17 protein-coding genes and 1 tRNA gene are annotated in these 16,247 nt (G+C 70.8%); 4 read left to right on the forward strand and 14 right to left on the reverse strand.

Annotated elements, in window-relative coordinates:
• Nucleotides 1–2 precede the first annotated feature (2 nt).
• From ACJ7VY_RS09585 to serS, 10 genes are all read right to left on the reverse strand, one after another.
• Nucleotides 3–2,279: a thiamine pyrophosphate-dependent enzyme gene (locus ACJ7VY_RS09585; protein WP_409475494.1), complete on the reverse strand. Its 2,277-nt coding sequence runs from the start codon at nucleotides 2,277–2,279 to the stop codon at nucleotides 3–5.
• Nucleotides 2,280–2,322: 43 nt separating this feature from the next.
• Complete coding sequence (locus ACJ7VY_RS09590) at nucleotides 2,323–2,946, reverse strand: glutathione S-transferase family protein (RefSeq protein ID WP_409475495.1); 624 nt, start codon at nucleotides 2,944–2,946, stop codon at nucleotides 2,323–2,325.
• A 252-nt stretch (nucleotides 2,947–3,198) separates the two neighbouring features.
• Nucleotides 3,199–3,735, reverse strand: a complete 537-nt coding sequence (locus tag ACJ7VY_RS09595; protein WP_313253202.1) for a GNAT family N-acetyltransferase — start codon at nucleotides 3,733–3,735, stop codon at nucleotides 3,199–3,201.
• Between the two features lie 48 nt (nucleotides 3,736–3,783).
• On the reverse strand, nucleotides 3,784–4,638 hold the full coding sequence (locus ACJ7VY_RS09600; RefSeq protein ID WP_409475496.1) for an EcsC family protein: 855 nt from the start codon (nucleotides 4,636–4,638) through the stop codon (nucleotides 3,784–3,786).
• Nucleotides 4,639–4,641: 3 nt separating this feature from the next.
• Nucleotides 4,642–5,226 (reverse strand): oligoribonuclease, encoded by a 585-nt coding sequence (orn, locus tag ACJ7VY_RS09605; RefSeq protein WP_104939007.1) that lies wholly within the window; start codon nucleotides 5,224–5,226, stop codon nucleotides 4,642–4,644.
• A 97-nt stretch (nucleotides 5,227–5,323) separates the two neighbouring features.
• Nucleotides 5,324–5,836 carry a tRNA adenosine(34) deaminase TadA gene (gene tadA / locus ACJ7VY_RS09610; protein WP_104939008.1) on the reverse strand — a complete coding sequence of 171 codons (513 nt, stop codon included), beginning with the start codon at nucleotides 5,834–5,836 and terminating at the stop codon, nucleotides 5,324–5,326.
• Nucleotides 5,833–6,297 (reverse strand): acetyltransferase, encoded by a 465-nt coding sequence (locus tag ACJ7VY_RS09615; protein ID WP_240211987.1) that lies wholly within the window; start codon nucleotides 6,295–6,297, stop codon nucleotides 5,833–5,835. The genes tadA and ACJ7VY_RS09615 overlap by 4 nt, the downstream gene beginning before the upstream one ends.
• A 63-nt stretch (nucleotides 6,298–6,360) precedes the next feature.
• Nucleotides 6,361–6,450: transfer RNA gene (locus tag ACJ7VY_RS09620), tRNA-Ser, on the reverse strand.
• 69 nt (nucleotides 6,451–6,519) lie between these two features.
• The gene (locus ACJ7VY_RS09625; protein ID WP_161613668.1) at nucleotides 6,520–7,512 is read right to left on the reverse strand and encodes a LysR family transcriptional regulator; all 993 of its coding nucleotides are present in this window, start codon (nucleotides 7,510–7,512) and stop codon (nucleotides 6,520–6,522) included.
• Nucleotides 7,513–7,687: 175 nt separating this feature from the next.
• Nucleotides 7,688–8,968 (reverse strand): serine--tRNA ligase, encoded by a 1,281-nt coding sequence (serS, locus tag ACJ7VY_RS09630; RefSeq protein ID WP_104939011.1) that lies wholly within the window; start codon nucleotides 8,966–8,968, stop codon nucleotides 7,688–7,690.
• Nucleotides 8,969–9,098: 130 nt separating this feature from the next.
• Between serS and ACJ7VY_RS09635 the strand changes: the two genes are divergently transcribed.
• Together ACJ7VY_RS09635 and ACJ7VY_RS09640 are read left to right on the forward strand one after the other, a co-directional pair.
• Complete coding sequence (locus ACJ7VY_RS09635) at nucleotides 9,099–9,749, forward strand: energy transducer TonB (protein ID WP_313248428.1); 651 nt, start codon at nucleotides 9,099–9,101, stop codon at nucleotides 9,747–9,749.
• 130 nt (nucleotides 9,750–9,879) lie between these two features.
• On the forward strand, nucleotides 9,880–10,434 hold the full coding sequence (locus ACJ7VY_RS09640) for an energy transducer TonB (protein WP_409475497.1): 555 nt from the start codon (nucleotides 9,880–9,882) through the stop codon (nucleotides 10,432–10,434).
• A gap of 69 nt (nucleotides 10,435–10,503) precedes the next feature.
• On the opposite strand, the gene aroA is transcribed toward ACJ7VY_RS09640, so the two are convergent.
• The 4 genes from aroA to ACJ7VY_RS09660 all read right to left on the reverse strand — a co-directional run bounded on the left by aroA (nucleotide 10,504) and on the right by ACJ7VY_RS09660 (nucleotide 15,189).
• Nucleotides 10,504–11,814 (reverse strand): 3-phosphoshikimate 1-carboxyvinyltransferase, encoded by a 1,311-nt coding sequence (gene aroA, locus ACJ7VY_RS09645; protein ID WP_409475498.1) that lies wholly within the window; start codon nucleotides 11,812–11,814, stop codon nucleotides 10,504–10,506.
• Between the two features lie 142 nt (nucleotides 11,815–11,956).
• Complete coding sequence (pheA, locus tag ACJ7VY_RS09650; RefSeq protein WP_161614095.1) at nucleotides 11,957–13,105, reverse strand: prephenate dehydratase; 1,149 nt, start codon at nucleotides 13,103–13,105, stop codon at nucleotides 11,957–11,959.
• A 56-nt stretch (nucleotides 13,106–13,161) separates the two neighbouring features.
• A complete protein-coding gene (gene serC / locus ACJ7VY_RS09655; RefSeq protein ID WP_409475499.1) occupies nucleotides 13,162–14,247 on the reverse strand; it encodes a phosphoserine transaminase in 1,086 nt (361 codons plus the stop codon).
• 141 nt (nucleotides 14,248–14,388) lie between these two features.
• A complete protein-coding gene (locus ACJ7VY_RS09660) occupies nucleotides 14,389–15,189 on the reverse strand; it encodes an FHA domain-containing protein (RefSeq protein WP_293763139.1) in 801 nt (266 codons plus the stop codon).
• A 119-nt stretch (nucleotides 15,190–15,308) separates the two neighbouring features.
• On the opposite strand from ACJ7VY_RS09660, the gene ACJ7VY_RS09665 reads away from it, so the two are divergent.
• Together ACJ7VY_RS09665 and ACJ7VY_RS09670 are read left to right on the forward strand one after the other, a co-directional pair.
• Nucleotides 15,309–15,584, forward strand: coding sequence for a polyhydroxyalkanoic acid system family protein (locus ACJ7VY_RS09665; protein ID WP_240211981.1), 276 nt, complete (start codon nucleotides 15,309–15,311; stop codon nucleotides 15,582–15,584).
• 92 nt (nucleotides 15,585–15,676) lie between these two features.
• On the forward strand, nucleotides 15,677–16,138 hold the full coding sequence (locus tag ACJ7VY_RS09670) for a phasin family protein (protein ID WP_409475500.1): 462 nt from the start codon (nucleotides 15,677–15,679) through the stop codon (nucleotides 16,136–16,138).
• The last annotated feature ends 109 nt before the right edge of the window (nucleotides 16,139–16,247 follow it).

A 16,247-nucleotide genomic window follows, 5' to 3' on the forward strand; every position in this document is an offset into this window, starting at 1 on the left:
CGTTATCCACGCGCCAGCTCGGCTGCGGCGCTCACCACGTCATTGTCGCCCGGAAGCACCAGCAGTGCGGCGCCGGCCAGCGGCGTGTAGGTGTCGGCGCCGGTCACCCGGCGCAGCGGCACGCCGCCGAAGCCGGCCTCGACCAGCGCGGTGATCACCCCCTCACCCACGCCGGCGCTGTGCCGGCCCTCGTCCAGCACGATGATGCGCCGGGCGCCGCTGGCCTGCTCGGCGATGTAGGCGGCGTTGAGCGGCACCAGCCAGCGCAGGTCCACCACCCGCACCTTCCAGCCCTGCGCCGCCGCGATGGCACGCGCCGCGCGCAGCGCCATCGGCACGCCGTTGCCGTAGGTGAACACCACCAGGTCGTCGTTGCCCTCGCCGTAGATACGGCCCTGGCCCAGTTCCAGCGCCTGCTCCGGCGCCGGGTACGGGAACAGCCACTGGCCGTCGCCGGCCTCGTACAGGTCCTTGGTCATGTACAGCGCGATCGGCTCGAGGAACACGCACACCCGCCCGTCCACCCTGGACAGCGCCGCCAGCGTGCGCAGCATCATCGCCGCATCGTCGCCACGCGACGGGCAGCCGACCACCAGCCCGGGGATGTCGCGGATGGCGGTGATCGAATTGTCGTTGTGGAAATGGCCGCCGAAGCCCTTCTGGTAGCCCAGCCCGGCGATGCGGATCAGCATCGGGTTGCGGTACTGGTCGTTGGAGAAGAACTGCAGCGAGCAGGCTTCGCCACGCACCTGGTCGATGGCGTTGTGCAGGTAGGCCAGGTACTGGATCTCCGGCACCGGCAGCATGCCCATGTTGGCGAAGCCCTGGGCCATGCCCAGGATCATGGTCTCGTCGAGCAGGGTATTGAACACCCGGCGCGGGCCGAACGCCTTGTGCAGGCCCTTGGTCACCGTGTAGACGCCGCCCTTCTGCGCCACGTCCTCGCCGAACAGCAGGGTGTCCGGGTACTTGCAGAACAGGTCGTGCAGGGCCTGGTTGATCTGGATGGCAAGGTGCCGCGGCGGCAGGTTCTCGGGCAGCGACGCCTCGCTGCCGAACACCTGCAGGCGGCGCTGCGCGTAGTCGGCGCGGGTCGCCTCGGCGCGCACCTGCTCCGGGGTGTACGGCGCCAGCGGCGCCATGACGTCCTTGAGCGAGGTCAGCCGCGGGCGCTGGTCAGCCTCCTCGGCGGCGGCGAAACAGCGCGCGCGGGTGCGCTCGTACAACGCCAGCACCTCATCGGCACTCATCACCCCGGACTCGACCGCGATCTGCGCCGAGCGCAGCAGCGGGTCGCCCGCCTCCACCGCGCACAGTTCCTCCAGCGCGCGCCATTCGATCTCGAAGTCGGTGCCGGCGTGGCCCATGATGCGGGTGGTGCGCAGGTGCAGGAAGGTCGGCCGGCGGGTGCGCCGGCAATGCTCCACCGCGCGCTGCACGTCGGCGTAGCCGGCGGCCAGGTCCAGGCCGTCGGCGAAGAAGTAATCCAGGTCCGGGCGGTTGCGGAAGCTCTCGGCGATCCAGCCCCCGGGGGTCTTCACCGAGATGCCGATGCCATTGTCCTCGCACACGTACAGCACCGGCGCCGGCAGCTTCTGGTAGGCGGTCCACGACGCGGCGTTGAAGGCGGTCTGGGCGGTGGCATGGTTGGCCGAGGCGTCGCCGAAGGAACAGATGGCGATGCTGTCGCCCGGCACCGGCAGCTCCACCCCGAGCCGCTTGCCGGCCTCGATCGCCAGCGCCGTGCCCAGCGCCTTGGGCAGGTGCGAGGCGATGGTCGAGGTCTGCGGCAGCACCCACAACGGCTTGCTGCCCCACACCTTGTGGCGGCCGCCGCTGGCCGGGTCCTCCGCGCTGGCGGCGAAGCTCAGCGCCGAGTCCATGATCGGGTCCATGCCCGGCAGCTTGCGGAAGCGCTCGGCCATGAAGCCGCCGGAACGGTAGTGCAGGAACGCCGGGTCGGTATGCCGGGCGGCGCGCGCCACCATGGCGTTGCCCTCGTGCCCGGACGAGCCGATGGTGTAGAAGACCTTGTTCTGCACGCGCAGCACGCGCGCCATCAGGTCCAGGTGGCGGCTCACCAGCTGCGATTCGAACAGTTCGCGGAATCCGCGCGCGTCCAGCGCGCTGCCCGGCAGCACCGGCGCCCCGTCCTGCGGCGCACCGGCCGGCCCCTGCCCCAGCCCCTTCACGAATTCGATGAAATTGGTATCGCAGATCTCGGCGCGGTTCAGGCCCTTCATGCGGGCCGGAATGGGGTTGGGTACACGGGCGAACATCAGGCAGGACTCCACGGTGCAGACGGGTTGGGGAAAGGGAGGATCAAGGTGACGCGGCGAAGTTGCGCAGCACCTCCGGCGAGGGATCGGGCATGGCCACGAAGCCGGGCCGGGCGCGCAGCGCCTGCAGCCAGCGGCCGATGGCCGGATAGGAGGACAGTTCGATGCCGCCGTCGGCGGCGACCGCGGTATAGGCGAACAGCGCGATATCGGCGATGCCGTAGTCCGGCCCGGTGAACCAGGCGTGGCCAGCCAGGTGCCGCTCCATCACCGCCAGCGCCGCATGGCCGCGCTCGCGCAGCCGGGGCAGCTCCTGCCGCCGCGGCGAATCCGGTGGCGTCCAGCCCCGGATGAAACGCGCCACCGCGATGTACGGCTCATGGCTGTACTGCTCGAAGAACATCCACGAAAGCGCCTGCGCGCGCTGCCAGCCATCGGCCGGCAGGAACGGCGTGCCTTCGGCCAGCCAGAACAGGATGGCATTGGACTCGGTGAGCACGCGCCCGTCGCCGCGCTCCAGCAGCGGCACCTTGCCGTTCGGATTCAGCGCCAGGAAAGCGGCCGTGCGGGTCTGGCCGGCGGCACTGTCCACCTCGACCCAGCGATGGCGCGTGCCCAGCTGCGCCAGCAACAAACGGACCTTGTGGCAATTGCCCGAGGTGGACATGCCATACACCGTCAACGCAGCACCTGGATTGCTCAACGACACGATTCCCCACACCGCCGACTGGCAGGCGATCCTGCCATCTGACCGGAATCGGGGGCGGTTGGTAAAGCTGCGACCGCAGCAAAATCCACGCGCGGTCCAGGACCGCACCGCGGCGCCGCCGCCATTCGCCGCAGGCTGCGCATGCGCCGGGCGGCCGCCGCGCATGCCGGACCCGCGGCCGGCCACGATGGATACATCGGCAACGATGCGTCAGCGGTGGGCTTTCCAGGCCTCCCGCGGCTGTCCCCACACCTCGACGTCGACCTCGTGCGGGGGTGGCAGGCGGGCATGCCGCAGTACCCGCGCGCCCAGCTTGCGCGCCACCGCCTGCGAATTGCGGTTGTCCGGTGCGATGGTGTGGATCACCTGGTCCCAGCCCAGCACGTCGAACGCCCAGTCGATGGCCGCGCGCGCGGCCTCCGGCGCGTAGCCACGGCCCCACCGGTCCGGCACGATGCTCCAGCCCACCTCCGGTCCCGGCCAGCCGTGCGGCTGCCACGGGCCGGCGCGTCCGACCCAGCGCCCACTGTCCTTCTCGATCACCGAGAACATCGAATAGCCGAGCAGGTGCCAGCTGCCGGCCATGGTGGCCAGGCTGCGCCACGCCACCGACGGCGCCTGCACGCCGCCCAGGTGCTGCATCGGCAGCGGGTCGGCGCAGAACGCGGCGAACGCGTCGAAATCCTCCGCGCACGGTGGCCGCAGCAGCAGCCGCTCGGTTTCCAGGCGCAGGTCGAAAATGCTCATCGCGGGCTCTCCATGTATCCGGCAGGCCACGCTACCATCGCGTCGCGCTCAGGCGGTCATGCGCCCGCTGACCGCGCCGTAGGCCAGGCGCACGGTCTCGAAGCCGTACTTGCGTTCCAGCCGGCGGACAATGAAATGGCCCCGCGCCATGTCCTGGTAGTAGCCGGTGAACAGGGTGTTCAAGGTGGCGCCGGCGACCGCGCCGAGCACCGGCACCGCCTGCGCGGCGAACTTCTCCGACACCACCACGCCAAAGCGGGCGGCGACCTTTTCCACGATCCGGGCCAGCCATTTGCCGGCTTCCTTCGGCCCCAGCCCCAGCAACAGGCCGTGGCTGCCGCTGAGCGTGGTGCCGGCCAGCTCGGCCGACAGGTGCCGCATCAGCTCGGTGGTGAAGCCGCGTGCCAGGTAATAGCCGGTTTCGCTGGCGTCGTCACCGCCCGAATTGCCGCCCAGCGCGAATACCTCCAGGCACGCCTGGCGGGTGCCGAAGTCCTCCAGATCGAAGCCCTCGCTGCGGGCGATGTCGGCCACCGCGCGCATGATGATGGTGGTCGACAGCGGCAGCTCGATCAACAGTGCCGGCAGCCCGCCGGCACCGCCCAGCGCACCGGAAGCGGCCGCCGCCAGCTTGTGCAGGCGTGGCGACGCCGGCTTGCCCGGCCGGGTGCGGTCCATGCTCCACAGCGCCGCCTGCGCGGCCTTGTGCAGCGCGGCCTCGGCCGCGCCCTGGATGCGCCTGGATACGCCCGCCGGCAGCCGGCGCACGGCGAACTCCAGCGGCGAGCCGACCAGGTTGGCCATGCGTGCGCTGAGCGTCGGCGCTTCCAGCAGCGCCACCGCACGTCGCAGGTCGGCCATGTCCTGCGGGCTGTCGGCCAGGGTCGGCGCCAGTTCGCCCATCGCTCAGGCCGGTTCCGCCACGCCCGGCAGCCCGGCCAGCGCCCCCATGTACTGGCGGTAGTGGCGCAGTTCGGCGATCGAATCGTGCACGTCGCTCAGCGCGGTGTGGCTGGAATTCTTGCCCACCCCGGCGGCGATGGCCGGCGCCCAGCGCCGGGCCAGTTCCTTGACCGTGGACACGTCCAGGTTGCGGTAATGGAAATAGCGCTCCAGGCGCGGCATCTGCCGGTGCAGGAAGCGGCGGTCCTGGCAGATGGAATTGCCGCACATCGGCGAGGCGCCGGCCTTGATCCAGTCCTGCAGGAAGGCGATGGTCCGCGCCTCGGCCTGGCCCAGGCTGACGTCGCTGTCGAGCACGCGCTGCCACAGGCCGGACCGGCGGTGCTGGTTGCGGTTCCATTCGTCCATCGCCTCCAGCGTCGCCAGCGGGTGGGCGATGGCGAACTCGGGGCCTTCGGCCAGCACGTTGAGCTGGGCATCGGTGACCACGGTGGCGATCTCGATGATCGAATCGTTGTCCGTGTCCAGCCCGGTCATCTCCAGATCGATCCAGATCAACCGGTCGTTGCCTGTGCTGTTGTCCGTCATGTGGCGCCTCGTGCAGGGGGCCGGCGGCGACGCCGGCCGTGTTGTCGGACGCCCATGATACGCCGCGGGTTCACCGGGCCGGACGCCGGGCGGACGCTCAGCTGCCCTCGCCGGGCAGCAGCGGCCGGCCACGCTTGGCGCGGAAATAGTTGGTCAGGCGCAGGCTCGCCTCGCGCGCCAGCACGCCGCCGGCCACCTGCACGCGGTGGTTGTGGCGCGGGTCGCCCAGCAGGTCGAACACACTGCCGCAGGCGCCTGTCTTCGGATCGGTGGCGGCATACACCACCCGCGCCACCCGCGCGTGCACCAGTGCCATCGCGCACATCGCGCACGGCTCCAGCGTCACGTACAGGGTGCAGCCGACCAGCCGGTGGTTGCGCAGCCGTGCGCCGGCCTCGCGCATGGCCACGATCTCGGCATGCGCGCTGGGGTCGTGGCGGGCGATGTTGAGGTTCCAGCCCTCGCCCAGCAGCTGCCCGTCGGCGCCGACCAGCACCGCGCCCACCGGGATTTCGTCGAACTCGCGCTGCGCGCGTTCGGCCAGCGCCAGCGCATGCCGCATCCAGCGTTCGTCGGCCTGCGGATCGGGGCTGGTGGTGGCAGCGTTCATGCTGCCGCGTCCGCTGCGGTGGGCGCACCGGCGTGGCGCAGATGCACCAGCGGATATGCGCGCCCCTGCCCATCCAGCGGCGAGCGCCCGGTCTCGACGAAACCCAGGCGCGTGTAGAACGCCAGCGCCTGCGGGTTCTGCGCGTTGACGTCGGTACACAGGTGCGGGTGTTCGCGCAGCGCCTGCTCCACCAGCCGGCGTCCCAGCCCGCGGCCGTGCTGCGCCGGATCCACGAACAGCGCCTCCAGCTGGCCGTCCACGACCCACATGAAGGCCTGCGGCACATCGTCGGCGTCCACCGCCAGCCGCAGCGGCGCCGCGGGCAGCAATGCACTGACCTCGGCATCGAGGGCCTGGCGGTCGGCGGGGGCAAGGAAGTGATGCGTGGCATCGACGGCGCGGCGCCAGATGTCGATGACCCGGGCGCCGTCTTGCGGGCGCGATGGACGCAGTGTCGGCATGGTTCGCAAGTCCGGAAAGAGCCCGCGACGGGGCCGGGGCCACATGCGCCCGGGCCGTCGGAATGGCGGGCAGAGTGGGATTCGAACCCACGGAAGGTTTGACCCTTCGCCGGTTTTCAAGACCGGTGCCTTAAACCGCTCGGCCATCTGCCCGTGACTGTCGTGCCGATGCCTGCGCACCGGCCAGGGGCGCGCATTCTCGCACGCCACCGGGGATTGTGCTCAACCGGCCTCGATCGCCAGCGCGCCCATGGTCGAGGCGCGGATCTTCTCCTTGGCGCGTTCGCAGGCGCCGCCGCAGTCCAGGCGCGAGGCCTCCAGCTGCGGCGGCAGGTGTTCGGCGAGGAAGTCGATGAACACCCGCACCGCCGGCAACAGCCCGCGGCGCGACGCGAACACCGCATGGCAGATGCCCTGCGGCAGCGACCAGTCCGGCAGCACCACTTCCAGTTCGCCGTTGCGCACCGCTTCGGCGCAGACCGTTTCCGGCAGCATGGTGATGCCGAAGCCGTCCTTGACCATGCTCTGCAGCAGCGGGAAATCGAAACCGGCCACGCGCGGCTGCAGGTCCACGCGGCTGACCACGCCGCCCGGGCCGTGCAGTTCCCAGCGCTGGCGCGCCTCGTCCTCGCTGATGCTCAGGGTGACGTGCTGGGCCAGGTCGTCGGGCGTCTTGGGGCGGCCGGCGCGGTCCAGGTACTTCGGGCTGGCGACCAGCAGCTCCTGCACCTGGCCGAAGCTGCGCATCACCAGGCTGCCGTCGTCGTCCAGCCGCGAGCGTACCCGCAGCGCCACGTCGTAGCCTTCGTTGATGATGTCCACGCGGCGGTTGCTGATGTTCAGCTGCAGCCGCACCTTGGGGTACTGCTCCAGGAACTTCGGCAGCAGCTTGGGCAGCTGCATCTGTGCCAGCGACACCGGCACGCTGGCACGCACCAGCCCGCGCGGCTCGGCACTGAGCCGGTCCACCACTTCGCGCGCGGCCTGCGCCTCGGCCAGCATGGTCTGCGCATGGCGGTGCACGCTCATGCCGACGTCGGTCACCGCGAAGCGGCGCGTCGAGCGCTGCAGCAGGCGCACGCCCAGGTCGGTTTCCAGCTGGCTGATGCGCCGGCTCAGGCGCGATTTGGGGATGCCCAGCGCACGCTCGGCGGCGGCAAAACCGCCATGGTCCACCACCATCGCGAAGTAGTAGAGGTCGTTGAGGTCCTGCATGGATTGATCCCACAACTGGAACGAATGGCGAGATTCAACCACCTTTGTCCTGATTTTACAAATCAGGCCTCAAACGGTCCTGTATGGGCGACCTTCCCACCTCCTGCCCGCCCCCGACAACGCAGAGGCCCGCATCGCTGCGGGCCTCCGGGACGAAACAGGACGACGGCCAGGCTCAGCCGATCCGCTCCACGCCTCCCATGTACGCGCGCAGCGCCTCGGGCACGGTGATCGAGCCATCCGCGTTCTGGTAGTTCTCCATGACCGCGATCATCGCCCGGCCCACGGCCACGCCGGAGCCGTTGAGGGTATGCACCAGCTCCGGCTTGCCGGTGGCGGGGTTGCGCCAGCGCGCCTGCATGCGCCGCGCCTGGAAATCGCCGCAGTTCGAGCACGAGGAGATCTCGCGATAGGTCTGCTGCGACGGCAGCCACACCTCCAGGTCGTAGGTCTTCACCGCCGAGAAACCCATGTCGCCGGTGCACAGCAGCATCTTGCGGTACGGCAGGCCCAGCTTCTGCAGCACGGCCTCGGCACAGGCGGTCATGCGCTGGTGCTCGGCGTCGCTTTCCTCGGGGCGGCAGACCGAGACCAGCTCGACCTTCTCGAACTGGTGCTGGCGGATCATGCCGCGCACGTCGCGGCCGCCGCTGCCGGCCTCGGAACGGAAGCACAGCGAGTGCGCGGTCATGCGCAGCGGCAGGCGCTCGGCCTCCACGATCTCGTCGCGCACGATGTTGGTCAGCGAGATCTCCGAGGTCGAGATCAGGTAACGCTTCTGCTCACCCAGGTGGGTGATGAACATGTCTTCCTCGAACTTGGGCAGCTGACCGGTGCCGTACAGGCTGTCGGCATTGACGATCACCGGCACGTTGGTTTCCTGGTACTCATGCGCGCCGCTGTGCAGGTCGAGCATGAACTGGGCCAGGGCACGGTGCAGGCGCGCGAGTGGACCGCGCAGCACGGTGAAGCGCGAACCGGACAGCTTGGCCGCGGTCTCGCCGTCGAGCCACTTGTTGCGGGCGCCCAGTTCGACGTGGTCGAGCACCGCGAAATCGAACGTGCGCGGCGTGCCCCAGCGCGACTGCTCGACGTTGTCGTTCTCGTCGGCCCCGGCCGGCACGTCGTCGGCCGGCAGGTTCGGGATGCCCATCGAGATCGCCTCGATCCGCGCGCGCAGTTCGTCCAGCTGGACCTCCGAGGCTTTCAGCTCATCGGCGAAGGCAGCCACCTCGGCCATGATCGCCGACACGTCCTCGCCCCTGGCCTTGGCCTGGCCGATCGCCTTGGAGCGGCTGTTGCGCAGGTTCTGCAGTTCCTGGGTACGCACCTGGATGCGCTTGCGGTCGGCCTCCAGGGACTCGATCGCGGCCACGTCGAGTTCGAAGCCGCGCGTGTCGCGCAGGCGTTGCGCCAGTTCGGCGGGCTGCTGTCGGAGAAGGGCGGGATCGAGCATGGGGCGGCACTGTAAACGGATACGGAACGCAATTATCGCCCGAACCGCGCCGCTCTGCCGCGCGCCGCTGCGGTCCTGTGCCAGAATCCGATCGCCGCCCTCCCGGTCACGCCCCCCGCACGCGCCGCCCATGCCCGCTTCCCGCTCCGACCATACCCCCGCCTTCGTGTTGCCGCACAACGCCCTGAAGGTCGCCGGCATCGCCTTCTGCGCCGGCCTGCTGCTGTTCGTGGTGGTGTGGTTGAACGCGCGCCGGCACAACGACGCCTACCCGGTCGATCCGGCGCAGCCGCAGGCCCAGGCCAATGCGGCCATGCCGTTGCCCGAGCCCTTGCCGGCCGGCACCGGCGCCAGCGACATGCCCGATGCGCGCCCGGAAGCGCCGGCCGAGGACGCGCCGCAGGTGGTGGAAACCGCGCCTGCGCCACCGCAGCCGCTGCCCGAGACCCCGCTGGCCACGGCGCCGGCCAACCCGGCCGCGCCGCCCGCCGCCGTGGCGCCGGGCGACCGCCCGGTGCCACTGCCGGGGCAGAGTCCGCCGCCATCCTATCCGCCGGCGGCGCTGCGCCGTGGCGAAAGCGGCACCGTGGTGGTGCGCGTCGAGGTCGATGCCAGCGGCACGCCGCTGGATGCGCGGATCATCCAGCGCAGCGGCTCGCGCGATCTCGACCGCGCGGCACTGGAGGCCGTGCGCGGTTGGCGCTTCCAGCCGGCGCAGAGCAACGGCCAGCCGATGGCCGGCAGCCTGGAAATTCCCTTCGACTTCCAGCCGGCGCAATAAGCTGAACGGTACCTGCGCCGCACGCTGAACTGTGGCGGACCCGTCGGCGCCGCATTGACGTTCTGCTGACACCTGCGCGGCGCGCATCGGGCCAGACTCCAGGCGTCACTGGACGCAGAAGGAGCCGACCATGAGTGCCACCCATGCCCATGAACTGAACAACGCCGCGCAGAGCGGGCAGTCGTCCCGTCACGCGGTGTCGCCCGTCCTGTGGATCGCCCTGCTGCTGGCGATCCTGCTCGGCGTGTTCGCCCTGGTGCGGCGCCACGCCGAGCCCACGCCGGCACTGCCGCCGGCCACCGGAACCGCGCCCATGGCAGCCGTACCGGCAGACGCGGCGCCGGCCGCGACAACGCCGCTGAAGGCGCCTGCCGCCGGCGAGCGCAGGCCGGCCATGGCGCGCGACCACCAGGCGCGGCCGCTGGCTGGCAACCCTGCCCCCACCTACCCGCCGGCCGCGCTCCGCGCCGGCATTGAAGGCAGCGTGGTCGCCAGCCTGCAGGTCGACGCCCACGGCAAGGTCACCGATGCCAGCATCGTCGCGCACGATGGCCAGCGCAGCCGCGACCTCGATCGCGCGGTGCTGGACACGCTGCGCGGCTGGCGCTTCGAGCCGGCGGTGCGCGACGGCCGCGCGGTGGCGAGCGTGGTCCGGGTGCCGGTCGATTTCCGCACCGGCCGCTGATCGGCTCCGGTGCCACGGACACGGGCCGGCCGCGCCGCGCGGCCGGCCCGGTACGTTTGTTTCCCGTCCTCAGGCGGAGGCCAGCGCGAACCCCGCCTCGCGTGCCAGCCGGTCGTAACCCGGGAACGAGGTGGCCACGTTGGCGACATCGTTGATCCGTACCTGCCCGCGGCTCAACTGGCCGGCGATGGAGAACGCCATGGCGATGCGGTGGTCGCCGTGGCTTTCGATGGTGCCGCTGCCGAGCGCGCCGGGATGGACGGTGGCGCCGTCGTCGGTTTCGTCGACGCGCAGGCCGAGCGTGCGCAGCCCGGTCGCCATTGCGGCCAGGCGGTCCGATTCCTTCACCCGCAGCTCGGCGGCGCCGCTCACCACGGTGGGGCCGTCGGCCGCGGCGGCGGCAATGAACAGCGCGGGGAACTCGTCGATCATGTCCGGCACCAGCGCCTCGGGGATCCGGGCACCCTTGAGCGGCGCATGGCGCACGACCAGGTCCGCCACCGGCTCGCCGCCGTGCTCGGCAGGGTTCTCCTCGACGATGTCCGCACCCATCAGCCGCAGCGCGGCCAGCAGGCCGGTGCGGCGCGGGTTGAGCCCCACCGAGCGCAGCCGCACCTGTGAGCCGGGAATGACGCTGGCGGCGACGATGAAGAACGCGGCGGAGGAAAAATCCGCCGGTACTGCAACGTCGGTGGCGCGCAGCCGCTGACCACCGCGCAGGCGTGCCCTGCCGGGTTCGAACTCGATCTCCACGCCGAACGCGCGCAGCATCCGCTCGGTGTAGTCGCGGGTCGGGTGCGGCTCGACCACGGTGGTTTCGCCGCTGGCATACAGGCCGGCCAGCAGCAGCGCTGATTTCACCTGCGCGCTGGCCACCGGCAGCGCGTAGTCGATGCCGTGCAGCGGCTGGCCGCCGTGGATGCGCAATGGCGGGGTGCCGTCGTCGCGGGTGTCGATGCGCGCCCCCATCTGCGCCAGCGGGCCGGTGACGCGGCGCATCGGCCGCCGCGACAACGATGCGTCGCCGACCAGCACGCTGTCGAACGGCTGCGCCGCCAGCAGCCCGGCCAGCAGGCGCATGCCGGTGCCGGCGTTGCCGCAGTCCAGTTCGCCGTCCGGCGCCTTCAGTCCGTCGACGCCCACGCCATGGACGATGCGCCGCGACGGCGACGGGGTTTCGAAGCGCACGCCCATGCGCGCGAAGATCGCCGCGGTGGCGCGGGTGTCCTCGCCCTCGAGGAAACCGTCGATGTGCGATACGCCGTCGGCCAGCGCGGCGAACATCACCGCGCGGTGCGACACCGATTTGTCGCCGGGAATGTCGAGCGTGCCCTGCAGGGGCTGGCCTTTGCTTGCGATCCAGTGGGGCTGGGAGGTCATGCGGGTCTCGTTGTTTGTGCGTCTGCCATGCCGGCGCAGGCCGCGTATGGTGTTGTCCATGCCGCCCTGGCCGGCAGCGGCGGTGCCAGGCGGCGGCCGGAAGGGGCGCGGAGTACCGTCCACGCGGCGGAGCGGGGTCAGCTCACGGCACCGCGACCGGGTAGGAACCCAGCACCTTGATCTGCGCCGAATGGGCCTCGAGTTCGGCCAGTGCCGCCTGCATCGAGGCGTCCTCGATATGCCCGGCCAGGTCGATGAAGAACGCGTATTCCCACTTGGCCTGGTGCGACGGGCGCGACTCGATCCGGTTCATGCTGATGCCGTGGCGCGCGAACGGGCTGAGCACGTCGAACAGGGCGCCGGGCTTGTCGTGGATGAACACCAGCACCGAGGTGCGGTCGTGGCCCGAGGAAGGGAAGAACCGGCGGCCGATCACCAGGAAGCGCGTGGTGTTGTCCGCGTCGTTCTGGATCGGCTTGGTGACCACCTTCTTCAGCCCGTACACGTGGCCGGCGCTCTCGCCGCCGATGGCCGCCGCGTCGTCGGCGTTGCGCGCGCGGCGCGCGCCCTCCGCGTTGCTGGACACCGGCACCTTCTCCGCCGCGGGCAGGTTGGCGCGCAGCCAGGCCGAGGTCTGCATGAACGACTGCGGGTGCGCGTAGACCCGCTCGATGTCCTCCAGCCGACCGCTGCGCGACATCAGGAACTGCTGCACGCGCAGCTCCACTTCACCGCAGATCTTGAGGCTGGAGGTCAGGAACATGTCCAGGGTGATCTGGATCGTGCCCTGCCCGGAGTTTTCCACCGGCACCACGCCGAAGTCGGCGTTGCCCGCTTCCACTTCCTGGAACACTTCCTCGATGCTGGCCAGCGGCAGGCCCAGCGCCGAGCGCCCGAAATGCTTGAGCACGGCCTGCTGGCTGAAGGTGCCCTCGGGGCCGAGGTAGCCGATCTTCAGTGGTTCCTGCTGCGCCAGGCAGGCGGACATGATCTCGCGGAACACGTGCACCAGCAGCTCGTCCGACAGCGGGCCTTCGTTGCGGTCGACCACCATGCGCAGCACCTGCGCCTCGCGCTCAGGGCGGTAGTAGTCGACGGCGGCGGCGAGCTTGCCCTTGGCCTTGCCGACCTGGTGCGCGAACCGCGCGCGCTCGGCGATCAGCGACTGGATGCTGCGGTCGATCTGGTCGATCTTGGCGCGCACGTCGGCCAGCGCCGGCGGCGCGGCCGCCGCTTCGGCGGCGCGCGCCGGCGGCTTGTCTGCGGGGGTCTTCTTCGGCTTTGCGGCCACGTTGCCTTCCTCGATGACGTCTGCTTTCCGCCGCCCGCGGGCGGCGGCCTGTGGGTTCAACCGTTGCGCTGCTGGAAGTCGCGCATGAACGCCGCCAGCGCCTGCGCGCCTTCCAGCGGCATGGCGTTGTACAGCGAGGCGCGGATGCCGCCGACCGCCTTGTGGCCCTTGAGCGCGAGCAGCCCGGCGGCCCTGGCCTCGGCGACGAAGCGCGCGTCCAGCTCGGCGCTGGGCAGGAAGAACGGGATGTTCATGCGCGAGCGCACGGCCGGCGCCACCTGGTTGCGGTAGAAGCCGCCCGACTGGTCGATGGTGGCGTACACCAGCGCTGCCTTGGCGGCGTTGCGGCGGGCGAACTCGGCAGTGCCGCCCTGCGCCAGCATCCACTTCACGGTCAGGCCGAGCAGGTACCAGTTCCAGGTCGGCGGGGTGTTGAGCATGGAGTCGCGCGCGGCGTGCGAGCGGTAGTCGAAGATGTCCGCGCGCGGCTGCCCGGCGCGCTCGAGCAGGTCGCGGCGGATGATGACCACGGCGATGCCGACCGGGCCGAGGTTCTTCTGCGCGCCGGCGTAGATCACGCCGTAGCGCGTGACATCGATCGGCTCGGAGGCGATCGACGAACTGAAATCGGCCACCAGCGGCACCGTGCCCACGTCCGGCGCATCGCGGAATTCGACGCCATGGATGGTCTCATTGGCGGTGATGTGCACGTAGGCCGCATCGGCGGACAGCCGCCACTGCGCGCGCGCGGGGATGTCGCGGAAGCCATCGGCCTCGCCGTCGGCGGCGATGTTCACGTCCACGTAGGGCCGCGCCTGCTTGACCGCGGTCTTGCCCCAGTGCCCGCTGACCACGTAGTCCACGCGCTGCCCCGGCGCGGCCAGGTTCAGCGGCAGCAGCGCCTGCTGGGTGGTCGCGCCGCCGCTCAGGAACAGCACGGCGTAGTCATCGGGAATGCCGACCAGGGTGCGCAGGTCGGCTTCGGCCTGCGCCGCCACCTGCATGAAGTCGGCGCTGCGGTGGCTGATCTCGACGATGGACGCGCCCACGCCGTTCCATTCCAACATTTCCGCCTGCGCCTGGCGCAGGACCGATTCCGGCAGCGTCGCGGGGCCGGCACTGAAATTGAACGCGCGCGTCATGTCACACCTGTCCGAGGGGAACCCCAAGTATGCCGCAGCGCAACAGGCTTTGGGGGCGCGGAAAAAGTTGCATCTGCAGCCAATTCGCGGGGCCGCGCGTAGCGCGATGGCGCGGCCGCCATGCGCGGCCGGCGGGGTGGTTCAACGGGCGCCGAACAGCAGCAGTGCGCTGATCGCAGCACCCAGCAGCAGCGCGCTGAGCAGCAGCCAGGGCCAGCGCCGCGCGCGCGGCCGGGTGTCGTCCCTGGCGGTTTCCGGCTCCACGCCGGGGCTATCGGGCGCGGTGGAGAACGCGGCCGCGTGGACGTCCAGCGGCACTTCCAGCACGAAGCGCTGGTTGCCTTCGAACACCACTTGGTCGCCCCCCTGCAGCCAGCAGTGGCGGACCGCGATGCCGTTGACCCGGCATCCCTCCGGCGAACCGAGGTCGCGCAGCAGCACCCGGTCGCCATGGCGCTCGAACCGCGCCTGCCGCTCGGGAAAGGCCGGGTCGTCGATCACCACGTCGGCGCTGCCGTCGCGGCCAAGGGTGCGCGGCCGGTCGAGCGGGTAGCAGCGGCCGTGGTGGCGGCCACCGACGCCGCGCAGCAGCACGCGCAGGTCGTCGCCGTGGTCGCCGCCCGCGGCCGGCGGCTGGGCGACGGCTTCGCACTCGCCACGCAGCAGCATCTCCACGCCATCGGCGTAGACCGAATCCCCGGCGCGCAGCAATGCCATGCGCCGCACCGGGCGGCCATTGACGTGGATGCCGCGGCTGCCGCTGGCCACCTGCAGCCAGACCCCGCGCTCGTCGGTGCAGAAGCGGGCCAGCAGCAACGGGCCGACGCTGTCGTCGCCCAGGCGGACCTGCCCGCTGGCATCGCGGACGATGCGCTGCACCCCCGGCGCTAGGGGCTGATCCGGTTGCTGGCGATTGCTGAAATGGACTTGCAGGGTGCGCACCGGCGGCAGCCTAGCAGGTTGGCAGAGCGTGCAGAAGCCGGACACGGGGCTTGGACTGTGGCGCGCCGGTCCGCACAATGCCGCACCCGCGTTCCACGCCCGATTGCCAGGAGCCCCGCATGTCCACCATCGATATCCGCCATGCCCACCCGCTGACCGACGAGCGGGCCCGCGACGCCATCGCCGAGGTCGCGCGGAAGCTGCAGGAGCGCTTCGACGTGAGTGCGCGCTGGGAGGGGGACAACCTGCATTTCGCCCGTTCCGGGGTCGACGGGGTGATCGAACTGTTGCCGGGCGCGGTCCGGGTCAAGGCCGAGCTCGGCTTCCTGTTGTCGGCCATGAAGGGCACGGTGGAATCGGAGATCCGGCGGGTGCTGTCCGAAAAGCTGGGCTGAACGGCCGGCACGGGCGCCGCTTCCATCACGCCGCGCTTGCGCCGCCGGCGCTACGGTGGTCCCCGCTCGCCGCAAACGGAGGAACACCCGCAATGACTACCCATGAACACCGCAATCCGGGCCACGAGCCGGGCGCGACCACGCAGGAGCGTGGCGCCCGCGGCGGCCGCACGCTGGGCGGCTCGGCGCAGCAGGTGTGGCTGGCCGGGCTTGGCGCGCTGTCGCGGGCCCAGGCCGGCGGCAGCCGGCTGTTCGAATCGCTGGTCCGCGAAGGCGAATCGATGGAGGCCCGCAGCCGCGAGGAATCGCCGCGCGGCGAAAGCCTGCGCGATTCCGTGGAGAACACCCTGGGCAACGCCCGCGAGCGCGCGGCCGGCACCTGGGACCGGGTCGAAAAATCGTTCGAGGACCGGGTGCAGCGGGTGCTGCGACGCATGGACATTCCCAGCCGCTCGGACATCGAGGCACTGAACGCACGCCTGGACGCGCTCAATGCGCGCCTGAACCGGGCCGAAGCGCAGGCCAGCACCCGGCCCTCCCCCGACCAAGCGTGATGTTGCAAAGCAACATCAACTGAGCAAGAATCCCTACACCCGCCAGCAGTACCGCGCCGTTTGTCTCCCTCCCCTCACGGCACCGGATGGCGGGTTTTTTGTGCCCGTT

This window comes from Stenotrophomonas sp. Y-13 (assembly GCF_046267925.1).
Lineage (GTDB): Bacteria > Pseudomonadota > Gammaproteobacteria > Xanthomonadales > Xanthomonadaceae > Stenotrophomonas > Stenotrophomonas acidaminiphila_A.

Coding starts and splice junctions, on each gene's coding strand:
- ACJ7VY_RS09585 (WP_409475494.1), bottom strand. CDS start 2,279: ATGTTCGCCCGTGTACCCAACCCCATTCCGGCCCGCATGAAGGGCCTG.
- ACJ7VY_RS09590 (WP_409475495.1), bottom strand. CDS start 2,946: ATGTCCACCTCGGGCAATTGCCACAAGGTCCGTTTGTTGCTGGCGCAG.
- ACJ7VY_RS09595 (WP_313253202.1), bottom strand. CDS start 3,735: ATGAGCATTTTCGACCTGCGCCTGGAAACCGAGCGGCTGCTGCTGCGG.
- ACJ7VY_RS09600 (WP_409475496.1), bottom strand. CDS start 4,638: ATGGGCGAACTGGCGCCGACCCTGGCCGACAGCCCGCAGGACATGGCC.
- orn (WP_104939007.1), bottom strand. CDS start 5,226: ATGACGGACAACAGCACAGGCAACGACCGGTTGATCTGGATCGATCTG.
- tadA (WP_104939008.1), bottom strand. CDS start 5,836: ATGAACGCTGCCACCACCAGCCCCGATCCGCAGGCCGACGAACGCTGG.
- ACJ7VY_RS09615 (WP_240211987.1), bottom strand. CDS start 6,297: ATGCCGACACTGCGTCCATCGCGCCCGCAAGACGGCGCCCGGGTCATC.
- ACJ7VY_RS09625 (WP_161613668.1), bottom strand. CDS start 7,512: ATGCAGGACCTCAACGACCTCTACTACTTCGCGATGGTGGTGGACCAT.
- serS (WP_104939011.1), bottom strand. CDS start 8,968: ATGCTCGATCCCGCCCTTCTCCGACAGCAGCCCGCCGAACTGGCGCAA.
- ACJ7VY_RS09635 (WP_313248428.1), top strand. CDS start 9,099: ATGCCCGCTTCCCGCTCCGACCATACCCCCGCCTTCGTGTTGCCGCAC.
- ACJ7VY_RS09640 (WP_409475497.1), top strand. CDS start 9,880: ATGAGTGCCACCCATGCCCATGAACTGAACAACGCCGCGCAGAGCGGG.
- aroA (WP_409475498.1), bottom strand. CDS start 11,814: ATGACCTCCCAGCCCCACTGGATCGCAAGCAAAGGCCAGCCCCTGCAG.
- serC (WP_409475499.1), bottom strand. CDS start 14,247: ATGACGCGCGCGTTCAATTTCAGTGCCGGCCCCGCGACGCTGCCGGAA.
- ACJ7VY_RS09665 (WP_240211981.1), top strand. CDS start 15,309: ATGTCCACCATCGATATCCGCCATGCCCACCCGCTGACCGACGAGCGG.
- ACJ7VY_RS09670 (WP_409475500.1), top strand. CDS start 15,677: ATGACTACCCATGAACACCGCAATCCGGGCCACGAGCCGGGCGCGACC.